23 protein-coding genes are annotated in these 24,994 nt (G+C 66.0%); 9 read left to right on the top strand and 14 right to left on the bottom strand.

Annotated features, from left to right (window positions below; genetic code table 11):
* The first annotated feature begins 5 nt into the window (after positions 1 to 5).
* Positions 6 to 707: a cyclase family protein gene (locus tag ABWY06_RS15950; protein WP_353926537.1), complete on the top strand. Its 702-nt coding sequence runs from the start codon at positions 6 to 8 to the stop codon at positions 705 to 707.
* A 15-nt stretch (positions 708 to 722) separates the two neighbouring features.
* Here ABWY06_RS15950 and ABWY06_RS15955 read toward each other — a convergent pair whose 3' ends face one another.
* From ABWY06_RS15955 to ABWY06_RS15965, 3 genes are all read right to left on the bottom strand, one after another.
* The gene (locus ABWY06_RS15955; protein WP_353926538.1) at positions 723 to 2,597 is read right to left on the bottom strand and encodes an ATP-binding protein; all 1,875 of its coding nucleotides are present in this window, start codon (positions 2,595 to 2,597) and stop codon (positions 723 to 725) included.
* Positions 2,598 to 2,858: 261 nt separating this feature from the next.
* Entirely contained in the window at positions 2,859 to 3,857 is a 999-nt protein-coding gene (locus ABWY06_RS15960) for an LLM class flavin-dependent oxidoreductase (RefSeq protein ID WP_353926539.1), read from the bottom strand.
* Between the two features lie 203 nt (positions 3,858 to 4,060).
* A complete protein-coding gene (locus ABWY06_RS15965) occupies positions 4,061 to 4,951 on the bottom strand; it encodes an MBL fold metallo-hydrolase (protein WP_353926540.1) in 891 nt (296 codons plus the stop codon).
* A gap of 105 nt (positions 4,952 to 5,056) precedes the next feature.
* Between ABWY06_RS15965 and ABWY06_RS15970 the strand changes: the two genes are divergently transcribed.
* Entirely contained in the window at positions 5,057 to 5,977 is a 921-nt protein-coding gene (locus ABWY06_RS15970; protein WP_353926541.1) for a LysR family transcriptional regulator, read from the top strand.
* Between the two features lie 77 nt (positions 5,978 to 6,054).
* Here ABWY06_RS15970 and ABWY06_RS15975 read toward each other — a convergent pair whose 3' ends face one another.
* The 3 genes from ABWY06_RS15975 to ABWY06_RS15985 form a co-directional block, all read right to left on the bottom strand.
* Positions 6,055 to 6,279, bottom strand: coding sequence for a DUF1161 domain-containing protein (locus ABWY06_RS15975; protein ID WP_502948211.1), 225 nt, complete (start codon positions 6,277 to 6,279; stop codon positions 6,055 to 6,057).
* 247 nt (positions 6,280 to 6,526) lie between these two features.
* On the bottom strand, positions 6,527 to 6,742 hold the full coding sequence (locus ABWY06_RS15980; protein ID WP_353926543.1) for a dodecin: 216 nt from the start codon (positions 6,740 to 6,742) through the stop codon (positions 6,527 to 6,529).
* An 86-nt stretch (positions 6,743 to 6,828) separates the two neighbouring features.
* Complete coding sequence (locus tag ABWY06_RS15985; RefSeq protein WP_353926544.1) at positions 6,829 to 7,716, bottom strand: LysR family transcriptional regulator; 888 nt, start codon at positions 7,714 to 7,716, stop codon at positions 6,829 to 6,831.
* A 120-nt stretch (positions 7,717 to 7,836) separates the two neighbouring features.
* On the opposite strand from ABWY06_RS15985, the gene trpB reads away from it, so the two are divergent.
* A complete protein-coding gene (gene trpB / locus ABWY06_RS15990) occupies positions 7,837 to 9,063 on the top strand; it encodes a tryptophan synthase subunit beta (RefSeq protein WP_353926545.1) in 1,227 nt (408 codons plus the stop codon).
* A complete protein-coding gene (gene trpA / locus ABWY06_RS15995; RefSeq protein WP_353926546.1) occupies positions 9,063 to 9,872 on the top strand; it encodes a tryptophan synthase subunit alpha in 810 nt (269 codons plus the stop codon). The genes trpB and trpA overlap by 1 nt, the downstream gene beginning before the upstream one ends.
* A gap of 73 nt (positions 9,873 to 9,945) precedes the next feature.
* Here trpA and pbpG read toward each other — a convergent pair whose 3' ends face one another.
* Entirely contained in the window at positions 9,946 to 10,854 is a 909-nt protein-coding gene (gene pbpG, locus ABWY06_RS16000) for a D-alanyl-D-alanine endopeptidase (RefSeq protein ID WP_353926547.1), read from the bottom strand.
* 204 nt (positions 10,855 to 11,058) lie between these two features.
* Here pbpG and ABWY06_RS16005 point away from each other — a divergent pair, with 204 nt between their 5' ends.
* From ABWY06_RS16005 to gloA2, 3 genes are all read left to right on the top strand, one after another.
* Positions 11,059 to 11,787: a FadR/GntR family transcriptional regulator gene (locus tag ABWY06_RS16005; RefSeq protein WP_353926548.1), complete on the top strand. Its 729-nt coding sequence runs from the start codon at positions 11,059 to 11,061 to the stop codon at positions 11,785 to 11,787.
* A gap of 72 nt (positions 11,788 to 11,859) precedes the next feature.
* A complete protein-coding gene (locus ABWY06_RS16010) occupies positions 11,860 to 13,299 on the top strand; it encodes a flavin monoamine oxidase family protein (RefSeq protein ID WP_353926549.1) in 1,440 nt (479 codons plus the stop codon).
* Positions 13,300 to 13,379: 80 nt separating this feature from the next.
* Positions 13,380 to 13,766, top strand: a complete 387-nt coding sequence (gene gloA2 / locus ABWY06_RS16015; protein WP_353926550.1) for an SMU1112c/YaeR family gloxylase I-like metalloprotein — start codon at positions 13,380 to 13,382, stop codon at positions 13,764 to 13,766.
* Between the two features lie 122 nt (positions 13,767 to 13,888).
* Here the strand turns inward: gloA2 and ABWY06_RS16020 are convergent, their stop codons facing one another.
* The 4 genes from ABWY06_RS16020 to ABWY06_RS16035 form a co-directional block, all read right to left on the bottom strand.
* Entirely contained in the window at positions 13,889 to 14,479 is a 591-nt protein-coding gene (locus ABWY06_RS16020; protein ID WP_353926551.1) for a flagellar biosynthesis protein FlhF, read from the bottom strand.
* Positions 14,476 to 15,675: a peptidylprolyl isomerase gene (locus tag ABWY06_RS16025; protein ID WP_353926552.1), complete on the bottom strand. Its 1,200-nt coding sequence runs from the start codon at positions 15,673 to 15,675 to the stop codon at positions 14,476 to 14,478. The genes ABWY06_RS16020 and ABWY06_RS16025 overlap by 4 nt, the downstream gene beginning before the upstream one ends.
* 91 nt (positions 15,676 to 15,766) lie before the next feature.
* Entirely contained in the window at positions 15,767 to 16,756 is a 990-nt protein-coding gene (locus ABWY06_RS16030; protein ID WP_353926553.1) for a phospholipase C/P1 nuclease family protein, read from the bottom strand.
* Between the two features lie 236 nt (positions 16,757 to 16,992).
* Positions 16,993 to 17,613, bottom strand: a complete 621-nt coding sequence (locus ABWY06_RS16035; protein WP_353926554.1) for a hypothetical protein — start codon at positions 17,611 to 17,613, stop codon at positions 16,993 to 16,995.
* Positions 17,614 to 17,999: 386 nt separating this feature from the next.
* Here ABWY06_RS16035 and ABWY06_RS16040 point away from each other — a divergent pair, with 386 nt between their 5' ends.
* The gene (locus tag ABWY06_RS16040) at positions 18,000 to 18,662 is read left to right on the top strand and encodes an EndoU domain-containing protein (protein ID WP_353926555.1); all 663 of its coding nucleotides are present in this window, start codon (positions 18,000 to 18,002) and stop codon (positions 18,660 to 18,662) included.
* A gap of 308 nt (positions 18,663 to 18,970) precedes the next feature.
* On the opposite strand, the gene ABWY06_RS16045 is transcribed toward ABWY06_RS16040, so the two are convergent.
* From ABWY06_RS16045 to ABWY06_RS16055, 3 genes are all read right to left on the bottom strand, one after another.
* Positions 18,971 to 21,460, bottom strand: a complete 2,490-nt coding sequence (locus ABWY06_RS16045; protein WP_353926556.1) for a hypothetical protein — start codon at positions 21,458 to 21,460, stop codon at positions 18,971 to 18,973.
* Entirely contained in the window at positions 21,457 to 21,957 is a 501-nt protein-coding gene (locus ABWY06_RS16050; protein ID WP_353926557.1) for an RNA polymerase sigma factor, read from the bottom strand. The genes ABWY06_RS16045 and ABWY06_RS16050 overlap by 4 nt, the downstream gene beginning before the upstream one ends.
* 421 nt (positions 21,958 to 22,378) lie before the next feature.
* Entirely contained in the window at positions 22,379 to 23,341 is a 963-nt protein-coding gene (locus ABWY06_RS16055) for a choline sulfate utilization transcriptional regulator (RefSeq protein ID WP_353926558.1), read from the bottom strand.
* A gap of 111 nt (positions 23,342 to 23,452) precedes the next feature.
* Here ABWY06_RS16055 and betC point away from each other — a divergent pair, with 111 nt between their 5' ends.
* Positions 23,453 to 24,991 (top strand): choline-sulfatase, encoded by a 1,539-nt coding sequence (gene betC, locus ABWY06_RS16060; RefSeq protein ID WP_353926559.1) that lies wholly within the window; start codon positions 23,453 to 23,455, stop codon positions 24,989 to 24,991.
* The last annotated feature ends 3 nt before the right edge of the window (positions 24,992 to 24,994 follow it).

Genomic DNA, 24,994 nt, shown 5'->3' on the forward strand with positions numbered 1-24,994 from the left:
AGGGAATGCAGAACATCCAGTTTCGCAAGGTGATCGACCTGAGCCAGCCGATCAGCCCGACGATACCGCTATGGCCAGGAGACCCGCCGGTCGAGTTCGAGACCGTGGCCACCCAGGCGAAGGAGGGCTATTTCCTGCGCCGTTTCAGCATGGGCGAGCACAGCGGTACCCATATGAACGCACCGAACAGTTTTCATCCCGACGGCATCGGCATCGACGCCTACAGCCCCGAATCCCTGGTCCGTCCGGCGGTGGTGATCGACGTCCGCGAACAGGCGAAAAAGAACCCGGACTATGTGGTGGCCATCGCCGATATCGAGGCTTGGGAACGTGCCAATGGGCGCATCGCCGCGGACAGCATCGTGGTGTTCTACACCGGCTGGCAAGCCTTCTGGAAGGATCCCGAACGCTTCTTCAACAAGGACGACAAGGGCCTGCATTTCCCCGGCGTGGGTGCCGACACCACGGCGTATCTGCTGGAAAAACGCCAGGCCGTCGGTATTGGCATCGATACCCACGGGGCTGACCCGGGCATGGACGAAGCCTTTGGTACCAATATGCAGGTGCTGGCCAAGAACGGCATCATCCTGGAGAACCTGACCAACCTCGACCAGCTGCCGGCCAAGGGCACCACGCTGGTGATCGGCGTACTGCGCCTCAAGGACGGTTCCGGCTCGCCGGTCTCGGTCATGGCCTTCGCGCCTTGACCACGACAGGCTGACTCAGGTGCCGGTAGCGGCGGCGGACGGTAACCGCTGCCGGTGTCGCGCCGCCCGTTGCAGCACTCGCGCCAGGCTCTGCAGGGTCACCGGCTTGGTCAGGTAATCACTGGCCCCGGCGCTCAGGCAACGCTCGATCTCGTTGGCAAAGGCGCTCGCGGTAAACGCCACGATGTAGCAGGCCTCGCCTCGGTCCAGCAGGCGAATGCCACGCGTGGCTTGCAACCCGTCCAAGGTGGGCATGTTGATGTCCATCAGAATGACGTCCGCGCATTCGCGTTGGCAGCGCTCCAAGGCCTGCATGCCATCGGCCACCACCGCCGGCTGATAACCCAGTTTCTGCAGCATGGCCACGGCGATACGCTGGTTGACCGGGTTGTCCTCGGCCAGCAATATCCGCAGCGGAAAACGCTGGGCGAACGACGGGGTGAATTCGACCTGATCCTGGCGGTCCTCGACCGGTATTTCCACCGGGTGGAAAGGCTCCACGGCGATGCAGAAAGAGAATACCGAACCGACGCCCTTCTGGCTGCTGAACGCCAGTGCCCCGCCCAGGGCTTCCACCAGGCTCTTGCAGATCGACAGCCCCAGGCCCGAACCCCGATGGCGCGGGCCGCTGCCTTCTTCAAGCTGGGTAAAGGCACTGAACAGGCCGTCCTGTTGATCGGCACCGATGCCGATGCCGGTGTCACGCACGGCAAAGGTCAGGCGGGTGCGCGGGCCTGCCTGCTGGACCGTCAGCGCCAGCACGATCTCCCCCGCCTCGGTGAACTTCGCCGCATTGCCCAACAGGTTGAGCAGCACCTGGCGCAGGCGTTCGGCGTCGGCCTTGATCAGCACCGGGACGTCACCCGCCACCTGAACCTGCAGCGTCACCGGCTTATCCAGCAAGTGCTGGCGGACCATCTGCGCGCTGTCATCGAGCAACTCGCGCACAGCGAACACCCGCGGCCGCAATTCCAGTTTGCCGGCTTCGATCTTGGCCAGATCGAGCACATCGTCGATCAACGCGAGCAAGGCCTGACCGCTGCAGTGGATGGTATTGAGCCAGTCGTTCTGCTCGGCATTCAGCGGGGTGCCTATCAGCAACTCACTGGAGCCGATCACCCCGTACAGCGGGGTCCGGATTTCATGGCTCATGGTCGCCAGGAACTTGGTTTTGCTGCGGTCGGCGGCCTCGGCGGCATCCTTGGCCTGCTTCAGGCGTTGTTCGTTGAGCTGCAGCTGCTGCAGGTGCAGGCGCACCCGCCACAGGTCGATGGCGAACCACAGGCCGAAGGCGAGAAAGACCAGCAGGGCCAGGCCGATATGGTGCAGCGAGTCCTGGCGCAGCAGTTGGTGGTAATCGGCGAGCGGCATTTCGGCCCCCGCGACATACAGGCTGCCGTCCTGGGAACGCAGCGGTACGAAGACCGCGCGGAAGTCGCCCCAATGATCCGAGTAGTCGACCCAGGTCGGATCGCTGCGCTCGAAACTCTTCGCCAGTTCGGGGCTGGCATCGGGGTAGGGATCGAAGAAGCGGACAAAATCCCCACCCTGGATCTCTTCACTGGAGGCACTGGAACTGGACAGGTACAGGGCGCCCTGGCGTTTGACCACGGTATAGACAAAAGCCAGGCCGATGGACTGGTTGTATTTGCTCAGGCGCAGGATGGCATCCAGGTCCTCGGCCTCGGACTTGGAACTCTTATCGAGCAGATTGTCGTGGTAGCGGTCGCCCAGAATCGCCGAGGTCGCCAGCGCCGCCTGCAGCAGCCGGCTGTTTATGCTCTCGTTGATCAGGCTTTGGGTCTCGCCGTACAGGTAGTAAATGTAGCCGCTGACACCGACCACATACAGAAACAACAAGACCCAGGGTTTCCGTCCAAGTTGGAACATGTCTGCCGCTCCCTGAAAAAACTGACCTTTCCTGCACCAGACCGAACGGGATATGCAGGGACCGCCGGCCATTGGCGTTCACCCGCTATCTTGCTTGAGTACCCGGAAACCCACGCGATATCATTACGATATTGTGCACTTTGTCACGCCCGCTGATTGACTTTAAGGACGACCGGTAGGCGCGCGGCATGCCCCTTTTCGGACGTCGAGGCGCTGGCTTGCCGCTGCCCACCACGGCTGGCGGCCGGCAGCCAGGGCCGGTCAGCGCAGCTGGGCGAGGATTTCGAACGAGCGCAAGCGGTCGGCGAAGTCATACAGGTCACCGGTGAAAATCAACTCGTCGGCCTCGGTCTGCTCCAGCAACACCTCCAGGCGGGCCCTGACTTTTTCCGCGCCCCCAACCACCGCCATGCCGAAGAAGCTGCCCACCGCCTCTCTTTCGTGAGGCAACCACAGGCCCTCCATGCTTTCCACCGGCGGCCGTTGCACCAGGCTATGGCCACGGATCAGGGCCAGGATACGTTGATAGGCCGACGTCGCCAGATAGGCTGCGCGCTCATCGCTGTCGGCGGCCACCAGTGGCACCCCCAACATCACATAGGGCCTGTCGAGCACCGCCGAGGGCTTGAAATGGTTGCGGTAGACGCGGATCGCCTCGTGCATCAGACGCGGCGCGAAGTGCGAGGCGAAGGCATAGGGCAAGCCCTTGAGGCCGGCCAACTGCGCGCTGAACAGGCTGGAGCCAAGGAGCCAGATAGGCACTTCGGTGCCGCTGCCGGGCATGGCGATCACCCGCTGGCCGGGGGTGCGCGGCCCCAGGTAGGCCTGCAGCTCCTCCAGATCCTGAGGGAAATCGTCGGCGCTGCCGGAGCGCTCCCGGCGCAGCGCCTGTGCCGTGTAGCCATCGGCCCCGGGCGCCCGCCCCAGGCCCAGGTCGATACGCCCCGGATAGAGCGTGGCCAGCGTGCCGAACTGCTCGGCGATCACCAAGGGCGCATGGTTGGGCAACATCACGCCGCCCGCCCCGACCCGCAGGGTCGAGGTGCCGGCCGCCAGGTGACCGATCAGCACCGCAGTGGCGGAGCTGGCGATACCGTCCATGTTATGGTGCTCGGCCACCCAGAAACGGGTGTAACCGAGTTTCTCCACGTGCCGGGCCAGCGCCAGCGAGTTGTGCAAGGCTTGACCGGGACCGCGGTCATCGTCGCGAATCGGGGCCAGGTCGAGGGTGGAAATCTTGATCGCTGCCAAGCGGGTCATGGGCGCTCCCTGTGCGATGGGTGGATTGCCGACGGGCACCCCTGCGCCGCGCCAGCAACGGCCTGGAAGCCCTTGGAGCGGATCCAAGGGCGAGCCGTGCTTATCCGAGTAAAACGCTAGGTTACTCCAGGCGGTGCGCGCCGGCCAAGGCCAGCGCGAGGCCGAGGGCACAACGGCCGCCCTTGGCAGCCAGGGCTAGCCGCTCAGGGCCATTGCATTTCCCCCTTGAGCACCTTGGCACTCAGCACCAGGGAGTCGACGCCCTCCAGGGTCGGGTAACGGTCCTGCATGGCCTTGATCAAGGCGGCGGAATCCTTGGCCTTTGGCAGCTCGGCCTCCAGCGCCAGCAGGTAATCGCGGGTGAACTGCAGGGCCTGCTGGGCCGACGGCTGTTCGCCGAGGAAATGCCCGGGGATCACTCGCTGCGGCTGCAAGGCGGCCAGCTGCTCCAAGGCTTCACGCCAGGCACGACGGCTTTCCTCGCTCTGGGTATCGGCCATCCAGACATGCAGGTTGGTCTCGAACAACACGCCACCCACCAGGGCCTTGAGGCCCGGAATCCAAACCAGGCTACGGTCCGGCGCGGCACCCTCGAGACCCAGCACCTGCAGCGTCTGGCCTTCGAGTTGCAGGCGGTCGCCTTGCAGCGGCTGCGGAACCACCACCCGGCTGGGCGCGTCGTCCTTGAGGATCGGTCCCCAGTAGGCCAGCTTGGCCTGGCGGGTGGCCTCGATATGGGCGATGGTCGGAGCACTGGCCAGAATCTTCACCCCGGGAAAGGCGTCCTGCAGCACATCCAGGCCGAAATAGAAGTCGGGATCGCCATGGCTGATATAGATGGTCACCAAGCGCTTGCCGCTGGCCCTGATGCGCTGCACCAGTCGCTCGGCATCGCCCCGGGCGAACTGCGCGTCGATCAGCAGCAGGTCCTTCTCACCGCTGACCAGGACAGAGGACACCGGGAAAATTGCCTTTTCAGCGGGGTTGTACACCTCCAGTTGCAAGGGCGGGGCGGCCGCCCACAGGCGCCCACTGAACAGACCGAGCACGGCGGTCATCACCACCAGCGAGCGAAACAAACGTTGACCGAACATTGCGGCCTCCATAGAGGCAACGAGGAAAGGCGCCATGGTAGTTGCATCAAACCGTACAAAAAGCCCCATAATTTGGGCAGATTTGTTGCACAAAAGGGGCTAATCATGGACCGTCTCACCGCCACCCGGGTGTTTGTAGAAGTGCTCGAACGCGGCAGCCAGACGGCCGCGGCGGACGCCATGGGCCTGTCACGGGCCATGGTGTCGCGTTACCTGGCGCAATTGGAGGAGTGGGTCGGGGCCCGCCTGCTGCACCGCAGTACCCGCAAATTAAGCCTGACCCATGCCGGCGAAGAACTGTTGCCACAGTGCCGCGAGCTGTTGAGCCTGGCCGACAGCCTGCAAGCCACCGGTAGCCGGGGCGATACCACCCCACGCGGTACCCTGCGCATCGCCTGCAGCCAGTCGTTTGCCCAGGCCTGGCTGGCGCGCACGGTAAGCGCCTACCTGCGGCGTTACCCCGGCACGGCCATCGACCTGCAGATCGGTGGTCAGGCGGTCAATCTGGTGCAAGAGCGGATCGACCTGGCGGTGCGCATCACCAACCAGCTGGACCCCAACCTGATCGCCCGCCCGCTGGCCAGCTGCCGGTCGGTGGTCTGCGCGGCCCCGGCCTATCTGGCCGAGCGGGGCGAGCCCCTGCGGCCGCAGGAGCTGAGCCGGCACAACTGCCTGACCTACTCCTATTTTGGCCGCAGCCTCTGGCAGTTCGAACGGGCGGGTGAGCCGCTGGCAGTGCCGGTGGGCGGCACGCTGAGCGCCAATGAATCGACCGTCCTGGTAGAAGCTACCCTGGCCGGGGCCGGTATCAGTCTGCAGCCCCTGTATTCGGTGGCGCCCTTGCTGCGCAGTGGCCAATTGAAAGCACTGCTGCGGGACTGGCAACCCCAGGTCCTGGGGATTTACGCGCTCTATGGCTCACGCCGCCAGCAATCGCCAGCCTTGCGCGCCCTGCTGGATTTTTTGGTCGAGCGCCTGGCCGCCGAGCCTGACTGGGAGAGCGAAAACGCCTCGGGCTCGGGCTGAAGACCGTCTGCACCTGCCGGCCAAAAGGCAAAAAAAACCGTCACCCCTGACGGGATGACGGTGGCGCTGACTCAGGGTCAACCGCGCTTGTAGACGATTTCCTTGCTTCCCGCTTCACAGCTGCCCACCACCGTCTTGTCGGTGACGCTGCCCTTGTCGACGATTTCCAGGCTGTAGGCGCTGACGCCCTTGGCCTGCAGTTTGGCGTCGATTTCCGCTTTCAGTTCTTCACAGGGTTTGGCGGCGAACGCCGAACCGGCCAGGGCCATCAGGCCCACTGCAACCATTGCTCTCTTCAACATCACGACGCTCCCTCAGGATGAATATTGACGCTCCAGCGAGCGGACTGCGGAGGGCAGGCGCCCTCAATGCATGACTACAAGCCATGCACGACGCGCGAGGTCTGGTTTGGCCCACTGCCACTGCACGTGTGTCCTGCCTGACCCAGCGTAGCGAAAGGTCGGCTCGACGGCTAACAGGCCATGGAAAAATCACCGGCGTTGCCGCTACGGCGTCGCGGCCGCCTCGCCTGGGTTGTTCAACGACCGCTTAACTATCGCCAATGCGAAAGCCCACCTTGAGCGTGACCTGATAGTGAGCCACCTTGCCCTCGAGAATATGGCCGCGGGTCTCGGTGACTTCGAACCAGTCCATATTGCGCACCGACTTCGCGCACTCGCTCAAGGCATTGTTGATCGCATCCTCGATACTAACTTTGGAGGTACCGACGACTTCGATTTTCTTGTAGGTGTGATGATCGGACATGTGTTTCTCCTGTGCTGGGCGCTTTCCCATCAGAAGCGCAACGGCGCCCCAGAGTTCAGATTAAACGCGCCTCAGCGCAGCCTAGATCACCCGGCCAGTTCCCGCCGCAGCCAGGCCGCCAGCGCTTCGCCACGGCGATCCGCCTGGCGCTCGGGCATCCACAGCACCAGGCGCGCGGCGGTTTCGACGAACCCCCAGGGCGCGACCAAACGGCCACTGGCCAGGTCGTCGGCCACCAGCTGCTGCGGTGCGATCGCCACCCCAAGCCCGGCCGCGGCCGCTTCGAGCAAGTAGTAGAGGTGCTCGAAGCCTTGGCCCAGGCGCAACGCCTGAGGGTCCAGGCGGTTATGCCGGGCCCAGTTGGGCCAGGCCTGGGGCCGCGAGGTGGTGTGCAGCAACGACTCGCCGAGCAAGGCCGCAGGCGCTGCGCCGAGCAGCGCCGCATGGCCGGCATAACGCGGGCTGAGGACCGGGCCGATACGCTCCTCGGCCAGCTCGAAGACCCGCAGATCCGCCGGCCAGGGCGGCTCGGCGAAGAGCAAGGTGGCCTGCACCCCGGGCCGCCGTGGATCGGGTTCCGCCTCGCTGGCGGACAGGTGCAGACGCAGTTCCGGCAACTCGCGGTTAAGCCGGTCCAGACGCGGAATAAACCAGCGCGCCAGCAGGCTGCCCGAGCAACCCAGCAGAAACGGTGCGTCCTCGCCGCCCTGGCGCAGCTCGGCGCAGACCAGGCGCAGGCGCTCCAGGCTGTCGGCGGCCACCGCGGCCAGGCGCACACCGGCAGCCGTGAGTTTTAGGCCGCGCCCCTCCTTGCTGAACAGGGCGCAACCCAGCGCCTCTTCGAGCACCCGCAGCTGCCGGCTGACCGCCCCATGGGTCACGTGCAACTGCGCCGCCGCCAGGCTGACGCTTTGCAGCCGAGCCACCAGGTCGAAAGCGCGAAGCGCGTTGAGGGGCGGCAGGTCACGGCTCATGGGGGAGGGCCTCGGGAAACATGTGAGTTTTCCTAACAGATCGTGGCGATCTTATCGCTTTATTCGGCAGCCTGTCGCGCCTAGAGTAGGCGCCATCGACCTTTCCAGCGGGAGCCCCGTATGACCCAGACTCAAACCCATTACCGTGCGGGACCGGACAGCAACGGCCTGTTCGGCGCGTTCGGCGGTCAGTACGTGGCCGAGACCCTGATGCCATTGATCCATGACCTGGCCCGCGAGTACGAAGCGGCCAAGTGCGATCCGGCTTTCCTCGAGGAACTGGCCTATTTTCAGCGCGACTACGTCGGCCGGCCCAACCCGCTGTATTTCGCCGAACGCCTGACCGAGTACTGCGGCGGAGCGAAGATCTACTTCAAGCGCGAAGAGCTCAACCATACCGGCGCGCACAAGATCAATAACTGCATCGGCCAGGTCCTGCTGGCGCGGCGCATGGGTAAAAAACGCATCATCGCCGAGACCGGCGCCGGCATGCACGGCGTGGCCACCGCCACCGTGGCCGCGCGTTTTGGCATGGACTGCGTGATCTTTATGGGCACCACCGACATCGACCGCCAGCAGGCCAACGTGTTTCGCATGAAACTGCTGGGCGCCACCGTGATCCCGGTGGTGGCCGGCACCGGCACCCTGAAGGATGCGATGAACGAAGCCCTGCGCGACTGGGTCACCAACGTCGACAACACCTTCTACATGATCGGTACCGTGGCCGGTCCGCACCCGTACCCGGCCATGGTCCGTGACTTCCAGTCGGTGATCGGCAAGGAAACCCGCGAGCAGCTGTTCGAGAAGGAAGGTCGGCTGCCCGACAGCCTGATCGCCTGCATCGGTGGTGGCTCTAACGCCATGGGCCTGTTTCACCCGTTCCTGGATGACGCCAGCGTCAAGATCATCGGCGTCGAAGCGGCCGGCCATGGCATCGAGACCGGCAAGCACGCCGCCAGCCTCAACGGCGGTGTACCGGGCGTGCTGCACGGCAACCGCACTTTCCTGCTGCAGGACGAGGATGGCCAGATCATCGACGCCCACTCCATTTCAGCCGGCCTGGACTACCCCGGCATAGGCCCGGAACACGCCTGGTTGCACGAGATCGGCCGCGTCGAATACACCTCGGTCACCGACGACGAAGCCCTCGATGCCTTCCACCGCTGCTGCCGTCTGGAAGGCATCATCCCGGCCCTGGAAAGCGCCCATGCCCTGGCCGAAGTGTTCAAACGCGCCCCCGGCCTGCCCAAGGATCACCTGATGGTGATCAACCTGTCCGGCCGTGGCGACAAGGACATGCAAACCGTGATGCACCATATGGACCTCGACGCGCAGGAGACACACTGATGAGCCGCCTGCAACGCTGTTTCGCTGCCCTCAAGCAAGAAAACCGCGCCGCCCTGGTGACCTTCGTCACCGCCGGGGACCCGGACTACGCCAGCGCCCTGGCCATTCTCAAGGGCCTGCCCAAGGCCGGCGCCGACGTGATCGAACTGGGCATGCCCTTTACCGACCCGATGGCCGACGGCCCCGCCATCCAGTTGGCCAATATCCGCGCCTTGAACGCCAAGCAGGACCTGCGCAAGACGCTGCAGATGGTCCGCGAGTTTCGCGCCGAGAATCAGCACACGCCGCTGGTGCTGATGGGCTATTTCAACCCGATCCACAAATACGGCGTGCCGCGCTTTATCGCCGAAGCCAAGGAGGCTGGCGTCGATGGCCTGATCGTGGTCGACCTGCCGCCGGAACATAATGTCGACCTGTGCGACCCGGCCCAGGCTGCTGGCCTGGACTTTATCCGCCTGACCACGCCCACCACCGACGACCAGCGTCTGCCCAAGGTGCTCAACGGCAGCTCCGGCTTCGTCTACTACGTGTCGGTGGCCGGGGTCACCGGCGCCGGTTCGGCCACCCTGGAGCACGTCGAACAGGCGGTGGCCCGCCTGCGCCGACACACCGACCTGCCGCTGTGCATCGGTTTCGGGATCCGCACGCCGGAACACGCGGCGACCATCGCCCGCCTGGCCGATGGGGTGGTGGTGGGTTCGGCGCTGATCGACCAGATCGAGAAGGCCAGCTCACCGGCGCACGCGGTGGACGGCGTGCTCAGCCTGTGCGCGGCCCTGGCCGAAGGCGTGCGCGGCGCCCGTCGCTAAGCCCCGCCGCCACACCCAAGCCGCTGCCCCGCAGCGGCTTTTTGTTGCCTGCTCGTCAGCGCCGAAGCGGTGGTTATCCCGCGGCCTGGCGCTGGGCGGTTTTCAGTTGGCGGTAATGCACCGCGGCGGGTGGCACCGGGGTGATCTTGCCGGTTTCCAGCCAGCGGCGCAGGCGGCTGGCATCGGCCATATGGGTGAATTTGCCAAAGGCGTCCAGCACCACAAAGGCCACGGGCCGGTTGGCCATTACGGTGCGCATCACCAGGCAATGACCCGCTTCGTCGGTGTAGCCGGTCTTGGTCAGCTGGATGCTCCAGTCGGTCTTGTGCACCAGATGGTTGGTATTGCGAAAACCCAGGCTGTAATTGGGTTTGGCAAAGGCCACGGTCTGCTCACGAGTGGTGCTGAACTGACCGAGCAGTGGGTACTGCTGGCTGGCCTTGAGCAGCAGCAACAAATCGTGGGCGGTGGACACGTTCCGCTCCGACAGCCCGGTCGACTCGACATAACGGGTCTGCGCCATGCCCAGCGCCTTGGCCTTGGCATTCATGGCCCGCACGAACGCCGGCCGCCCGCCCGGGTAGTGGTGCGCCAGACTCGCCGCCGCGCGGTTTTCCGAAGACATCAGGGCCAGCAGCAGCATGTCGCGGCGGGTCAGTTCGCTGCCCACCCGAACCCGGGAAAACACCCCCTTCATTTCGGGCGTCTCGCTGATATGTACCGGCAGGACTTCGTCCAGCGGCAGCTTGGCATCCAGGGTGACCATGGCGGTCATCAGCTTGGTTACCGAGGCGATCGGCAGGACCAGGTTGGGGTTGCTGGAATACAGCACTTCATTGGTTTTCAGGTCGACCAGCAGGGCACTGCCCGCCGCCAGTTCCTGGGTCGCCTTGACCACGCTCTTTTCCGCGGCGGACAGCGGCGGCATAAACAGGCTGCTGCATGCAAGCAGCACACCGGCCAACGACAAACGAATCTTCAAAAGGCCACTCACTTCACCAACAGGCTGAAAAAACCCATGACGGGCGGTAGTAAACCGGCGACCAGCGTAGTCTGCCGGCGAGGGCGCCAGGGTACCGCGAGTCGGCGGCGTACAAAAGCTCAGGCTGGTGCTAGCGGCTTCAACGGCCACAAATAAGTGTATCTGTGCCTTGACCAAACTTGGTTACCAAGCCAATCTACGGGCATGACCGAATCGACCCGCACTCCACCCCGCCCCCATGCCGCCGACGCGGCCCTGCAGGGCCTGTTTATCGAGATCTTCAACGGCAGCCTGGCGCCCGGCGACAGCCTGCCACCCGAGCGGGTGCTGGCCGAACGCTACGGCGTCTCGCGGATCATCGTTCGGCAGGCGGTACACAAGCTCAAGGACGTCGGCCTGGTGGAAGTGCGCCAGGGCGGGGCCAGTCGCGTACTGGATCCGGCCCTGGCTGACGCCCGGGTACTGGAGCTGCTGCTGCGTTATGGCGCGCAGTTGCGCGATGGCGCGGCGCAGCTGCAGCAAGAGCTGCAGGAGTACCAGGCACTGTATGCCATTGGCTTGCTCGAAGCCGCCGCGCGCCGCGCGACCCAGGCCGAACGCCAGGCCCTGCTGCAACTGGTGCAAGCCTGCCCGGCCGATCCCGACGAGGTGCGCGCCCGGACGCTGGATGACGCCTTCTGGCGCCACATCACCCGCATGGGCAAGAACCGCATCCTGCAGATGGAAATGGCGCTCTGGCGCCGCTGGCAACGCAGCCACGAAGCGGCCGAGGATCCCGCGATTGGCGATCCGGCGGCCGGCGATCCGGCGGATGACACCCCACTGGGCGCGTCCCCTGCCGAGCTGCGCTGGTTCTATCACGCCCTGGCCAAACAGCTGGCGACCGGCAAGGATCCGTTGCCGTTCTACCTGGCCACCGTTCGCGGCAACTGACTGCTGTCACCCCAGGCCCTTAGCGGGCCTTTTTCTGGCCTCACCCAACTTGGTTACCAAGAGATCACCTGTATGCGCTATCGATTAATGGATTTTTCGAAACTGGCTCGCCGCGAGCTGTTGCGCCTGGGGGGCATCGGCCTGCTGGCCGGGTTGGCCCGCGCGGTCCACGCGGGCGGCCAGCAACAGGCGCAGGAGGCGGCGTTCGGCGACTTCGACGTGGCCATAGTTGGCGCCGGGCTTTCCGGTCTGGTGGCCGCGCGCCAATTGGTGGACGCCGGACGGCGGGTCATAGTGCTGGAGGCGCGCCCGCGCGTCGGTGGCCGCACCCTCAACCAGACGGTCGCCGGTCATAGCCTGGATGGCGGCGCGCAATGGGTCGGCGGCAATCAGACGGCGGTCATGGCGCTGGCCGAAGAACTGGGGGTACCCATGCTCCCGCAGTATGCCGAGGGCCGGTTCGTACTGGTCTACGACCAACAGCGCCTGGTCCTCGACCCCCATTCGACGCCTGACGCCGACAGCCTGCGGATCTGCGGCGAACTCGAGCGGCTGGCCGCCCAGGTGCCCTTGGACGCCCCCTGGTCCGGCCCCGACGCGGCCAGCCAGGACGCCCTTAGCGTGCAGTGCTGGTTAAATGCCCAAGGGGCCAGCAACGCGGCGGTGGATACCGTCTCCGGCACCCTGGCCAGCACCTTGAATGCCCGCCCACAGGATGTTTCGCTGCTGTGGTTGTTGTTCTACCTGCACTCGGCCGGTGGTTTTGCCGCGCTGGACAGCGATGCCCAGCAGTACCGCCTGCAGGGTGGGGCTCAGGCGCTCTCGCTGCGCCTGGCCGCCCAGCTCAAACCCAGCCTGCTGCTCGGCGCGCCGGTGCGCCGCATCGTCGGCCTGCACAGTCCACAGGTGCGCCTGTACACCGATGCCGGGATAATCGGCGCGCGGCGGGTAATAGTGGCGATGATGCCGACCGATGCCGCGCGCATCGGCTTTTCCCCGGCCCTGCCCAGGGCCCGTCGCGACCTGCAGAAACGTTGGGGTGCCAGCAGCGGCATGAAGGTGCATGTGGTTTACGCAACGCCCTTTTGGCGCCAGGAGGCCCTCTCGGGTGCCGGTTTGATCAACCAGGGTTTGGTGCAGTTCACCTTCGACAGCAGCCCGCCATCGGGTGCCGGCATCCTGCTGGCCTTTCTCGACCCAGAGCTCGAGCGCGCCAACCCCCAGCGCCGGCGCGCACGGGTGCTCGAGGAGCTGGCGCAGCTGTTCGGCGAAGCCGCACGCGCCCCGCTGGGTTATGTCGAGCAGGACTGGTCCGCGGAGGCCTGGACCGCCGGCTGCGTCTCGCCGCTGCCACCCCGGGTGCTGAGCCGTTATGGCCAGGCGCTGCGTGAGCCGGTCGGCGCACTGCACTGGGCCGGTACCGAGACCTCCGGGGTCTGGTGCGGCTACCTGGAGGGCGCGGTGCGCGCGGGGCAACGGGCGGCGGACGAGGTGGCGTTGAGCCTGGGCTGAACCTCGGGACTCCGCGGCGGACCAGCTTTACCCGAGCGCACAAGCGCTTTAGGGTAAGGCTTTGAGCTGAACACCGACCCATGGACTTGCACCGCCTGCACCATATCGCCCTGATCTGCTCGGACTACCCCCGCGCGCGGCACTTCTACACCCAGGTACTGGGATTGCGCGTGGTGGCCGAGACCTACCGGGCCGAGCGTGACTCCTGGAAGCTCGATCTGGTCTTGGGGGACGGCACGCAACTGGAGCTGTTTTCCTTCCCCGGCGCACCGCCGCGCCCTTCGCGACCGGAAGCCCAGGGGTTGCGCCACCTGGCCTTCGCGGTCAGCGACCTGGCCGCGGCGGTGGAGCACCTGCAGGGCCAGGGCGTGGCTGTCGAGACGATCCGCACCGATGAGCTGACCGGCAAGCGGTTCACCTTTTTCGCCGACCCTGATGGGCTGCCGCTGGAGCTTTACGAGGCTTAGTAAGAAGCCCTGTGGCACCGCGTGCAGCAAGCTATGCCCTGGCCAAAGGCAGGCGTTCACTCGCGGCGGGCTGTCGCTGTACGGCGCGCCGAGACCGCCCTGCGGTTCGTCCGCCCGCGCGGCTAAGGCACGCCGGGTAGCAGCTGCGGCGCTTCGCGCTGCAACTGGGTCTGCAGCTGCTCGAGCTGCTGCAGCGCCGCGCGCGCCTCGTCCAGTTCCTGGGCACTGCGCTCGCCGCTTTGCGCGGCCTGCTCGATGCGCTCGCGGATCAAGGGGATCTGCTGCACCCCGGCGGTATAGGCCAGGATTTCCTCGCGAGCCTGACGGTCCTCGAACTGCGCATAGAGCGCCGGATCAGCCAGCTCGGCCGCCGAGGCCCGTACCCGCGGACGGCTGGGCTGCAGGGCCGGGCTGCGCGGGTCGCCTTCGGTGGCCATCAGCGCCATCAGGCCTTGGGCCTGTTCGGCAGTCATGGGGGCGCCGTCCTCGGGCACGACCTGCTGCGCCACGGGCCGTTCGGCCTCGGCCTGCGTCCCGGCAGCGGGCCGCGCCACCCGCGGCGCCGGGGCCTGGGCGGGCAGCGGCGGCCGACTGGACGCGGCCGCGGTTGGCCCCACCACGGGTGCGGGGGCAGGCACCGGCGAACCGTACCAGGCCGCCCCGGCCACCAGGCTCAGCACCGCCGAGAGCGCCATCGCCAGCCAGGCCTTCATGCGCCCTCCACCTTGGCCACGGCCAACAGCGCCTGCACGCGCGCCTCGAACTGCGCGGCCAGCTGCTGGCGTGCCACCGCCTGGTTGATTTCAAAGCGCACACTCGGGTCGCTCAGCGGCAGCTGTCGGTCTTGCCGTTCGCGCACCTGGATGATTTCGAACGCCCCGTCGATCAGCATCGGCTGCGACAGGCTGTCGGCCTTCTGGATCAACGCGGCCTTGCGCAGAAAGTCCAGTTGCCCGTCGTCGTGGCGGATCAGGCCCAGGTCGCCCGGTGGCGTGCGCCCTTTGTCCTCGGCCAGGGAATAACGCAACACCGCCTGATCGAACGCCAGGCCCTGCTGCAGCTCGGCATACACCCGGTCCGCGTGCGCCTGATCCGCCAGGCGGATATGCGCGGCACGCACCTGGGCGACATTGCGGTAGTCGGCCTGATGGGCCTGGTAATAGGCGGCTGCATCGGCGTCGCTGACCCGCCGCGCCAGCGCGCGCAGCGCCTCGGTTTCATGGTGAAAATCGTTGTACAGGCCGATCTGGTGCAGGTAACGATGGCGGATCAGCTTGTCGCGCACCAACTGCCGAACGCCGGCCTGCTCATCCGGGCTGAACCCCTGCTGACCGAGCTGATACCAAGCGTAGTCGCGCTGCACCAACGCCTGGACCTGCTGCGCCAGGTACCGCAGATTGCCCTGTTGCAGCTCCACCTGGCCCTGCACCGAGACGCCCTGGTACAGCTCCAGCAGGTTGAGCTGGCGGCTGGGCTGGCCGGGGAACTGCCAGGCCAACAGGGCGGTGCGCTGCGCCGCCTGCTGCTGAACCGCGCTGAGCGCGAGGCTGTTGATCACCAGGCCCTGGCTGCGGGGGGCCAGCACCTGGCGCAAGGTGGCGCTGTCCAGGGGCTGCGGCTCGCGCAGGAACGGCGCGATATCGCGTTGCAAGCGCTGGCCGTAGACCCGCTCCACCAGGCTGGCGGCCTCCTCGTCGATCAAGGCATCCAGGCCCTGGCGGCTGGCGTCGTTCAACTCGCCCTCGACCGCCCGTGCCAGCAGGCGATTCTCCACCAGGCCCCGACGCAGCTGACGGCTGTCGGTGTTGAACTTCACTCGGGTCAAGGCCTGCTGCAGCAGCTCGATGCTTTTGCCCGGCAGGCGCTCGCCGTCGACCTGGATGTCGCGCACCGGGCTAGTGGTCGCCATGGCCAGGCAAGGTCCCAGGACAGTCAGCAGGGCCAACACCTGCGTCGCGCGCCTCAGACTGGGGCCCGGCCCGCGAGCCGGCCCCCGAGGGTTACAGCGCACCTTGGCTGTAGAAGGTGTTGGCGCCCTTGGTCAGCACCGTGACTGTCAGTGCGATGGACTCCGGGATCAGCACCTTGGCCAGGCGCAGGCGGGTCGCGTTACTGCTGTCATAGAGCGGTTCGGGATGCTGGTAGGCCACCTGGGCGGTCTGAGTCAGCAGGTCGCGCACCGGTTTGCCCGCGTCATAGCCGCTGACCAGGTTGGCCACCGCGGTCGGGTTGTTCAGTTGCTCGCTGAAATAGCGGTCGTCGACCCAGCCTTCCCAGCTCGAGTGACCATTGGCCGAAGTGATCCAGGTGTGGTGCGGCTGCGCCACGTCGCCGGTGGCATGCAGGGCATAACCCAGGGTCTGCAGCGAAGGCGCGGCCTGGAACTGTTCGAACCAGTACTTGGCCAGGTTATCGATGGGCTGGAACGCGGTGGTCTGGAAGTCGCCGTAATGTTCCGACCAATTGGAGACCGTGCCCTGGCGGTAGTGCGCCTCGGTGCTGTTGAAGTCGTCCTTTTTCAGCTCGCGGTTGTACAGGTACACCATGGCGTACCAGTCGACATCGGCGATGCCACCGTCGACCTTGTGGTAGCGGTAGTCATAGCCGCCACGGTCATTGCCGTGCACATCGCCCTGGCGACCCATATTGATGAAATGCCAGTAGGAGGTGTAGTTGACGATGGCGGCGGCCGCGCCGAACAGCGGGGCGTGTTCGTAGCCGATCCACCAGCCACCGAGGCGGGTGTCCTTGAAGTCGTCGACGTCGTAGGCCGCCTGACCGAGGATCTCCCCGGCCCGCGCCTCGCTGCCGGCGGCACCGACATAAAACTGGTAGGCCCGGCGCATGTCGGCGCTGGCGTTTGCCGAGTTCATAAAGGCCAGGGCGTCCTTGACGATGTTCTTGTGGGTGGGTTGTGACCAGGCACTGGCCTGCTGGGTGAGAAGGGACAGGCCAAGGCCGACGGCCATTGCGGTGAGGGTGGTGTTCATAAGGGTGCGCTCGGATTGTTATTGGAATTGAGCATCGATCCTGATTGTTGCAAGGGTGTTGCAACCCAGGTCGCCTCTACTCAAGACCGCTCGCCGCGCTTGCGCCCCCAACCAAAGGCGGGGTGAACCAAGGGGGCGGCACCGCTGTCGCGATTGGAACGGCAAGGGTACCAAAACGACCTGCCAGTTCTGGAAAGGAGCGACGCGGCGCCGGTTCGGCGCCGCGTCGAGCATCCTCAGCTGGCGAGGAAGTCGAAGCTCCAGAGCCCATTGGTGCGGGTCAGGCTCACATCCACCTCGGTAGCGGTAATGGGCGCCACGTACTTGGTCATGTCAGAAAAGTTCTGCACGATATAGGTCTGCCCGACCATGGGTGGCGTGGCCACCATGAAGTAGAAGTTCGGCTCGTATTCGAAGCTGACCGTCATCTGCGCATCGACCAGGGGCATGGTCACCACCGGACGACCGTTGACGTACCAGTTGCTGTCGAACTGCAGGTACGGGTTGGTCTTGTTGATCACCCCGCACTGCTGGGGCGTCAGCTTTTCCAGGGCCAGCGAGGCCGGCGCCGGCTGCAGGAACGGCGACAACTTGTCCGGACTGATGGCCTGCAGCAATTGCCCAGGCGCCACCTGACGGCGACCGGAAATGATCTGATTGTCCCGATCGCCCAGGGTCGTGACGTCCGTCTCGATAACCGCCTGGTAGTCGAAAGACTCAGTGGAGCCTGCGGAGCCGGTCAGCACCTGCCAAGCATGAATGCGGTAGTCGCGTTGCGGACGTTGCGGCTTGAGGAACACCAGCACGGTTTTGCCTTCCATGTCATCGACAGCGAAGTTCAGATTAAAAACGGTCATGGTCCAACTCCTTTCGTTCCGATTGAAGCCGCGGCCAAGCGCCGTGACTTGCCTCTCCTGACGCCGCCATGCCATGACTTGTGAAAAGAGTTTTCCCGGTGGCGCTCGAGCGCCGGGCGAAGCGACGCCGGCGAGAGCCCCTCAGCCAGGGGCTGGCGTCGGCATTGCTGCGACCTCCCGTCGGCAGGGCGACCGACCGGCCGCGCCCGGTCCTCCCGTTAGTCGGCAGCTCAGCCGAAACCGCCTCAGGGTCCAGCGTCTGTTGATGCACGGTCACGCCCCCCCGATTGGCCAGTGACCTTGGCCGGCACGGGGGCGATTCACAACCGCGCAGCCGTGGCGTCCTGACAGTGGGACAGCCGTCCCGCTTATCGAGGAGTGACACCATGCACAGACTACCCACGCTACCACTTGGCCTGACAGCCGCCCTGTTCAGCCTGTCGGCCAGCGCCCAGATCAACTGCGCCGCCGGTTCGCTGGCGGTCAACCCCATCCCGGTGCAGGTCAGCAACGCGCCGATCGCCAACAGCCGGATCAACCCGCAGATCAACCAGCGGCATGTCTTCTGTGGCGAAATCAATGGGGCCGGCCTCGCGGTGGGGTATCACTCCCGCCCCAATAGCCACGACCCCCTGCTGGGCACGGCACCCACCGCCCAACAAGCCGCGCGCATCACCGCGGGCCAGCTGTTTATCGTGCCGCCCGGCAACAACCATCCCGCCCCCTACCGGTATGTGGCCAATGGCATTCAGGTGTTCAATACCGTTACCAATGCCTGGGTGGCCAAGGCCGCGCCTTCAACCTTCTATCCCGATAGCTGCACCCAGCAACAGGTGGTGGCCTCGATTCGCTACGCCTATATGCACCCCTATAGCCCCGCGGCCCTGGCTGCTCCGGGGAACTGGTTCGCCGGCCCCTCGGCGCCGAGCGTCGGCGCAGTGGGTTACTGCACGGGCGAAAGCGGCTTTCCCTTCACCCTGCGCGGTTACCTGAATCAACTCATGGGGGTCTGGACCCTCAACACGGTCTACCCGATCGCCACCTTCTGAAGCTCGGGGCGCGGCCTGCGGGTCGCGCCCAACTGTCCTTCAAAAACCCCGGGCAGGGCGACCTCGTCGCCCACAGGCGATGACCTAACGCGCATGGACCGCCCGCAACCTTAACCATCTTGATCAGGACGCACTCGGCACGCCGGCCCGTGCCAACACCCCAGGCGCGCCTGCGGCGGTCAGACCCCAGCGGCCCGGCGCCGGCGACAGCCGTTGCGGATTCGGCAGGCGGGTTACTCGACGGCCCCGGGCGGCACCACCGGTAATCGATCGGCCAGCTAACGGTGGCGCGTCTCGACCCTGGAGGGCTATTGCGGGTCGGGCGCCAGCGACTGGTGGCGCAGCGCCTGCCAGAGCTCATCCAGGGCGCTGTCCTCGGCGAACACCGGGATCCGCCGCTCTTCGCCCAACCACAGGCGGCCGCCGCTGCGCAGCAGGTACCAGAGGCGAGCCGTGCACTGCGGGTCCAGGGCCAGCGTCAGGCGCCATTGCGCGGTCTGAAGCAACTCGATGCCCGGTTGCGCCTGGCCCTGTTCGCCAAGGGGCAGCCCATCGACCGCCTGATCGGCACGGGCACAGGCCCACACACCGTGCTGCCAGGGCAGGGCGCGGCGCAGCCAGGGTTCCAGCTGCAGGGCGCGGCGTCGCGCCTGGTCGCTGTCATCCGGGAACTGCGCCTGCACCGCGTTCAGCAGCTCAGCCTGCAGCACCGCGACCAGGCGTTCCACCAACCCACCGACTTGATCGACGCACGACGCCTGCAGCGCCACCCAACAGCCGTCGAGGGCCTGCTGGTAGGCGTCGTTCAACTGCTGGTAGGCACGGGCCTGCCAGGTCGCCAGGCGCACGGCATAATGCCGCTCGCGGCACAGCAGGCGCAGGCTGACGGCCGCATCGGGACAGGCACTGACCAGGGTGAACGGCAACACGCCACTTAAGCCCGGCAGGTCCAGGGTCCGCGGCTGGCTCAAATCCAGGCTGTGCCCTGCGATCAGCAACTGGCCATGCATACCAGGCGGGGCACCGTAGGTCAGCGACCAGGATCGATAACCGGCAGGAATGCTCAGCTGCGCGCCGCCGCGGTCCGTCGCCCGGTTCAGCTGCTGACTGATTTGCAGCGTCTGCTGGGGCGCCGCCAGCAACTGCGCCAGCCCATAGCGGCGAGCCAGGTTCAAGTAGCTCTGCTGGTCGAGCTCGCTGGCGCCAGCAACGCCCGGACTCCCTGGCTGGTCCAGCCAGGGCGGTGTCGGCAGCGTCCAGCGTGGCCCGTGTGGGCCATTGAGTTGGTTGAGCAACACCTCGCCAGGCGCGTCCAGGCACCAGTGCAACAGCACCCGCGGCCCCTGGTCGCGCAACCTGGCCTCGCGTCGCTCGAGCATCCCATGGCAGAAACGCCGGCGAGGCGTTTCGCCCCCCTCGGCCAACGCCCCCAGTGCATAATCGCGCAGCGGTTCGGCGACGCAGAACAGCCGGCCGATTCCCAGCAAGACCGCGGGCGATGCGGACAGGCTGCTGACCAGCGGCAGGGGAAACAACCGGCTATCCAGCAAGGGTCGCGCCTGCTGCGCCACACCGATCTGTTCGCCGCTGATCAGCGCCAGGGGTGCTAGGTACAACCCCCGTATCAGGGCGAGCACGCGCAGGCCACGGTCGAGCCGACCCATCAACTCGGCCTGGCTGCCATTGAGGATCAGCCGGCTCAGGTAACTGTTGGCCAGACGCGCCCAGACCTCGCTGAACAAGGGCAAGGCCAGCACTTGTGCGGGAGCCAGACCCAGCAGCTGGGTGATGCCCGCTTGCAGCGCCGGACGATCGGCCAGGGGCTGCTCCAGCAGCGCCTCGGCACCCGGCTCGGCCAAATACGCGAAAGGCGGCGGCAAGGTCTCCAGCGCGCTCACCGACTGCCCACCCCAGGGACTCCTGCCCTCCAGGAACGCCTCGGCCAGGTCGTGTAAAGCGGCTGGCTGGCGTGTCTCGGCCAGCCCCAGCAGCTGTCGGTAATACACCGAGGCGTTCTCCAGCACGAAATGCCGCAACCCCTGGTCGGCCGACGGCGGCGCCAGCGTCAGAAAACCCAGTTGACGCAAGGGTGCCCACGCACCCAGGGCGGGTCGCTCGGCGTCGCGCCCCGGGACAGGCGAGGGCGACGGCGGCCAAGGTTCCGGCGGCAGCCCTGCTTCGGACTCCGGCACGGCGGGCCAACGCTGCAAGCGCTCCTCGCGCTCGCTGCCGTTAAGCACCGGCAAGCGCAAGTGACAGGTGCACTGGCTATCGGCGGCGATATCCAGGCTCAAGGAGCATTCCAGGCGACCCAGGGGGGCCGGTAGGTTGGTCCGCCATTCTGTCGTACCTACCCCCAGGCTGGCCGTGGGCAAGGCCATGCCGGGTGCCCTGAGATCCAGGTCCAGCCAGGTGGATTCGCCGCCGCGCAAGGCCCAGGTGCCGCTCCAGGGCGACGGCAACTCGAGTTCGCCACGGTCCGGAACCACGCGCGCGCCCAAGCGCCAGCGCCGCACCACCCGCTTATGCGGTTCGGGCACGCCGACCAGCTGCCGGACCAGAAACCACCAATGATCGCCCTCGCGCTGCAGGACCAAGGTCAACGCCAGGGTTTGCTCCGCCAGCTGCACCCAGTGTCCGCACTGCCTGTCCTCGGCCGTCAGCACGAAAGGCAGCCCCGGCCCGTGGAGCACCTGGCCCTGCAACAGGGGCTGCTCCAGGGTGCCACGCCACTCCCACGCCAGCTCGACCGGGCCCAGCTGCCGCCGATGCGGCAGGTCCATGTTCGACTCGCTCATGCGTACTCTCCCGGCAGCCATCCCCTGAGCAGCTGACGCGCCAGCTGCACCCGCTTACGCGCATTCGGTTCGCTGATCGCCAGCGCACCGGCAATTTCGCCATAGCCCACTCCGCCGATGCAGCGCTGCTCGAACGCCTGGAACAACTGCTCCGGCAGGCGCTGCATGGCCACGCTCAGGGCATCCAGGCTCTCGTGCATCGATGCGGTGTGCTCCGGCCCACCGCGACCGGCCTGCAGATGGCTGTCGCTGAACTGCTGGCTGTCGACCCAGTCGAGGCTGCAGTTGGGCAGTGCCTGGCGCAGTCGATCGATGCAGTGATTGCTCGCCACCCGGCGCAACCAGGCCGGCACATTGTCGATGCCCGTCAACCGCTGCGGCTCCCTGAGCAACAGGTTGAACAGCCGCAGGCGCAACTCGCTGAGCGCGTCCTCGGCGTCCTGGGGGCTACGGATCACCTGGCGACAGCGCTGTCGCAGGATTGCTTCGTTGTCCATCAGAAACCTCCAGATATCCGCCTGATCCTTGCCACCCTGAATGACGCGCTCGTCCGCCTGCCTTAACCTGGCCATGATCCTTCCTTGCTCGCTGGTAAGGCCGGCGCTGGGGGGCTCTGCAGGGAGAGCGTCCGACAATCCGGCCGGAGCAATCAGGACGAAGCAGCTCTGGCATTTGTGAAGGACAGCGGGTGACGTGGGCCGCGGGCCGGCTTGGGCAGGAGTGACAGGCAGGGGCGTGGGCCACGAGACGCGGGCGCCAGGGTGGCGCCCAGGGCACGGAGGGTTGAGGGATCATGGGGGAACGGGGAGAGCGGCGAACAGTGGCGATCAACGACAGGCTCCTTGCCTTGAACCATCACTCCATCGACGGGCGCGCGCCTGCGCCCATCCCCCCGCTATACCACGCGGACGGTCCTGCTCAAATCGCGATACTGGAAATCGATACGCCCGAGCCAGCGCCAGGCGGCCCCGCGGGGGCAGCCTGCAGCTCGCTGCTCAACCAGTCGACGAAGTGCTGGGTCAGCCGTTGGCGCCGCTTGCGTTCGGGCAGGACCACGTAATAGCCGAATTCGGAGCACAGGCTGGTGGCGATGACCCGGCACAGCAGCCCCTGTTCGATCAACTCATCGACCAGGTAGCGCCAGCCGATGGCCACGCCTCGCCCGGCGATGGCAGCCTGGATCAACAGGGTGTAGTTGTCGAACCGCAACAGCCCCGAGGCAGGCGTTTCGCTGAGGCCGAGCTGGCGGAAAACGCCGTTCCAGTCGAACCAGCGCGTGCGCATTTCCGGTTTCAGGTGCAGCAGGGGCAGTTGCACCAGACTGGAGGGCGGCAAGGGTGTCGGCATGCCGCGCAACAGCTGGGGGCTGCACACCGGAAAGACTTCCTCGCGAAACAGCGACAAGGCCTCGCCATGCTTGAAGCGGCCGTCACCGAAGGCAATCGCCACGTCGATCTCCGAGCGCAGCATGCTCATGCTGCGGTCGCTGGTCACCAGGCTGACGTCCACTTCCGGGTGGGCCTGGTGAAAGCGGTGCAACCGTGGCATCAGCCAGTAGGCGGCAAAGGCGAAGTCGGTGGCCACCTGCAGCACTTCGTGGCGCGGTTGTGCACCCACAGCAGCCAGGCCGGCGTTGATCAGGGCCAACCCCTCCTGCACATGGTCGAACAACAGCCGTCCGGCATCGGTCAGCTCGATGCCACGGTAGACCCGGTCGAACAAACGGCTGCCCAGCTGCTTTTCCAGGCGCTGGATCTGCTGGCTGACCGCCGGCTGGGTGGTGCCCAGCTCGATCGCCGCCGCCGTGAACCCCAGGTGACGGGCGGCGCATTCGAACACCCGCAGCAGGTCAAGGGACAGCCTTTCATTCACTTCTGCCATAAATCCTACTTATCCGAGTCATGTGCCTGCATACGCTTTACCCAGTCGCTCTTGGCTTCCATGCTCGTGACCAGCACCTTCACATAACCCAGCTATATGGAACGGCGGAGCATGAAACGCAAGAACATCCTGTTTATCATGGCTGATCAAATGGCGGCGCCCCTGTTGCCCCTGCACGATCCGGCCTCGCCGATCCGCATGCCGCACCTACAGCGCCTGGCCGCCGCGGGGGTGGTCTTCGACGCCGCCTATTGCAACAGCCCACTGTGTGCACCCTCGCGGTTCACCCTGGTCAGCGGCCAGCTGCCGTCGAAGATCGGCGCCTACGACAACGCCGCGGATTTTCCCGCCGATGTACCGACCTACGCCCATTACCTGCGGCGCCTGGGCTACAAGACGGCCCTGTCGGGCAAGATGCACTTCTGTGGACCCGACCAGTTGCATGGCTACGAAGAACGCCTGACCAGCGATATCTACCCGGCCGATTACGGCTGGGCGGTGAACTGGGACGAACCCGAGGTGCGGCCCAGCTGGTACCACAACATGGCCTCCGTGCTGCAAGCCGGGCCGTGCGTGCGCACCAACCAGCTGGACTTCGATGAGGAGGTGGTGTTCAAGGCCCAGCAGTACCTGTTCGACCATGTCCGCGCCGACGGCGAACACCCCTTCTGCCTGACCGTGTCCATGACCCACCCCCACGACCCCTACACCATCCCGCGGCCGTTCTGGGACCTTTACCCGGAACCTGTCGCGCTGCCCCGCGTCAGCATCGCCCAGCAGGACCAGGATCCCCATGCCCAGCGCCTGCTCAAGGTCATCGACCTGTGGGACAAGCCCCTGCCCGAGCAGAAGATCCGCGATGCGCGCCGCGCCTACTTCGGCGCCTGCAGCTATATCGACAGCAACATCGGCAAGCTGCTGCAGACCCTGGAAGACACCGGGCTGGCCGAGGACACCTTGATCGTGTTTTCCGGGGACCATGGCGACATGCTTGGCGAGCGCGGCCTCTGGTACAAGATGCACTGGTTCGAGATGGCCGCCCGGGTGCCGCTGCTGGTCTACGCGCCGGGCCAGTTCGCCCCGCGCCGGGTCAGCGAGGCGGTCTCCACCGCCGACCTGCTGCCGACCCTGGTGGAGTTGGCCGGCGGGCAGCTGGCCACCGACTTGCCCCTGGATGGCCGTTCGCTGTTGCCGCACCTGCAAGGGCAGGGCGGGCACGACGAGGTCTTCGGTGAGTACATGGCCGAAGGCACCATAGGTCCGCTGATGATGATTCGCCGCGGCCCCTACAAATTCATCTACTCCGAGCAGGACCCTTGCCTGTTGTACGACACCGCGGGCGACCCCGACGAACTGCTCGAGCTCAGCCACAGCGCCGAACACCAGCCGCTGTTCGCCGCCTTTCTGGCCGAGGCGCGGGCGAAATGGAATATCCCGGTGATCCACCAACAGGTGCTCGCCAGCCAGCGCCGCCGTCGCTTCGTCGCCCAGGCGCTGAGCCAGGGCACCCTCAAGAGCTGGGACCACCAGCCCTGGGTCGATGCCAGCCAACAGTACATGCGCAACCATATCGACCTCGACGACCTGGAGCGCAAGGCACGTTTTCCGCAACCCTGCCAGACCACCACCCACGACCAGAAAAACACCTGATAA

Source organism: Pseudomonas sp., from assembly GCF_040514055.1.
GTDB lineage: Bacteria > Pseudomonadota > Gammaproteobacteria > Pseudomonadales > Pseudomonadaceae > Aquipseudomonas.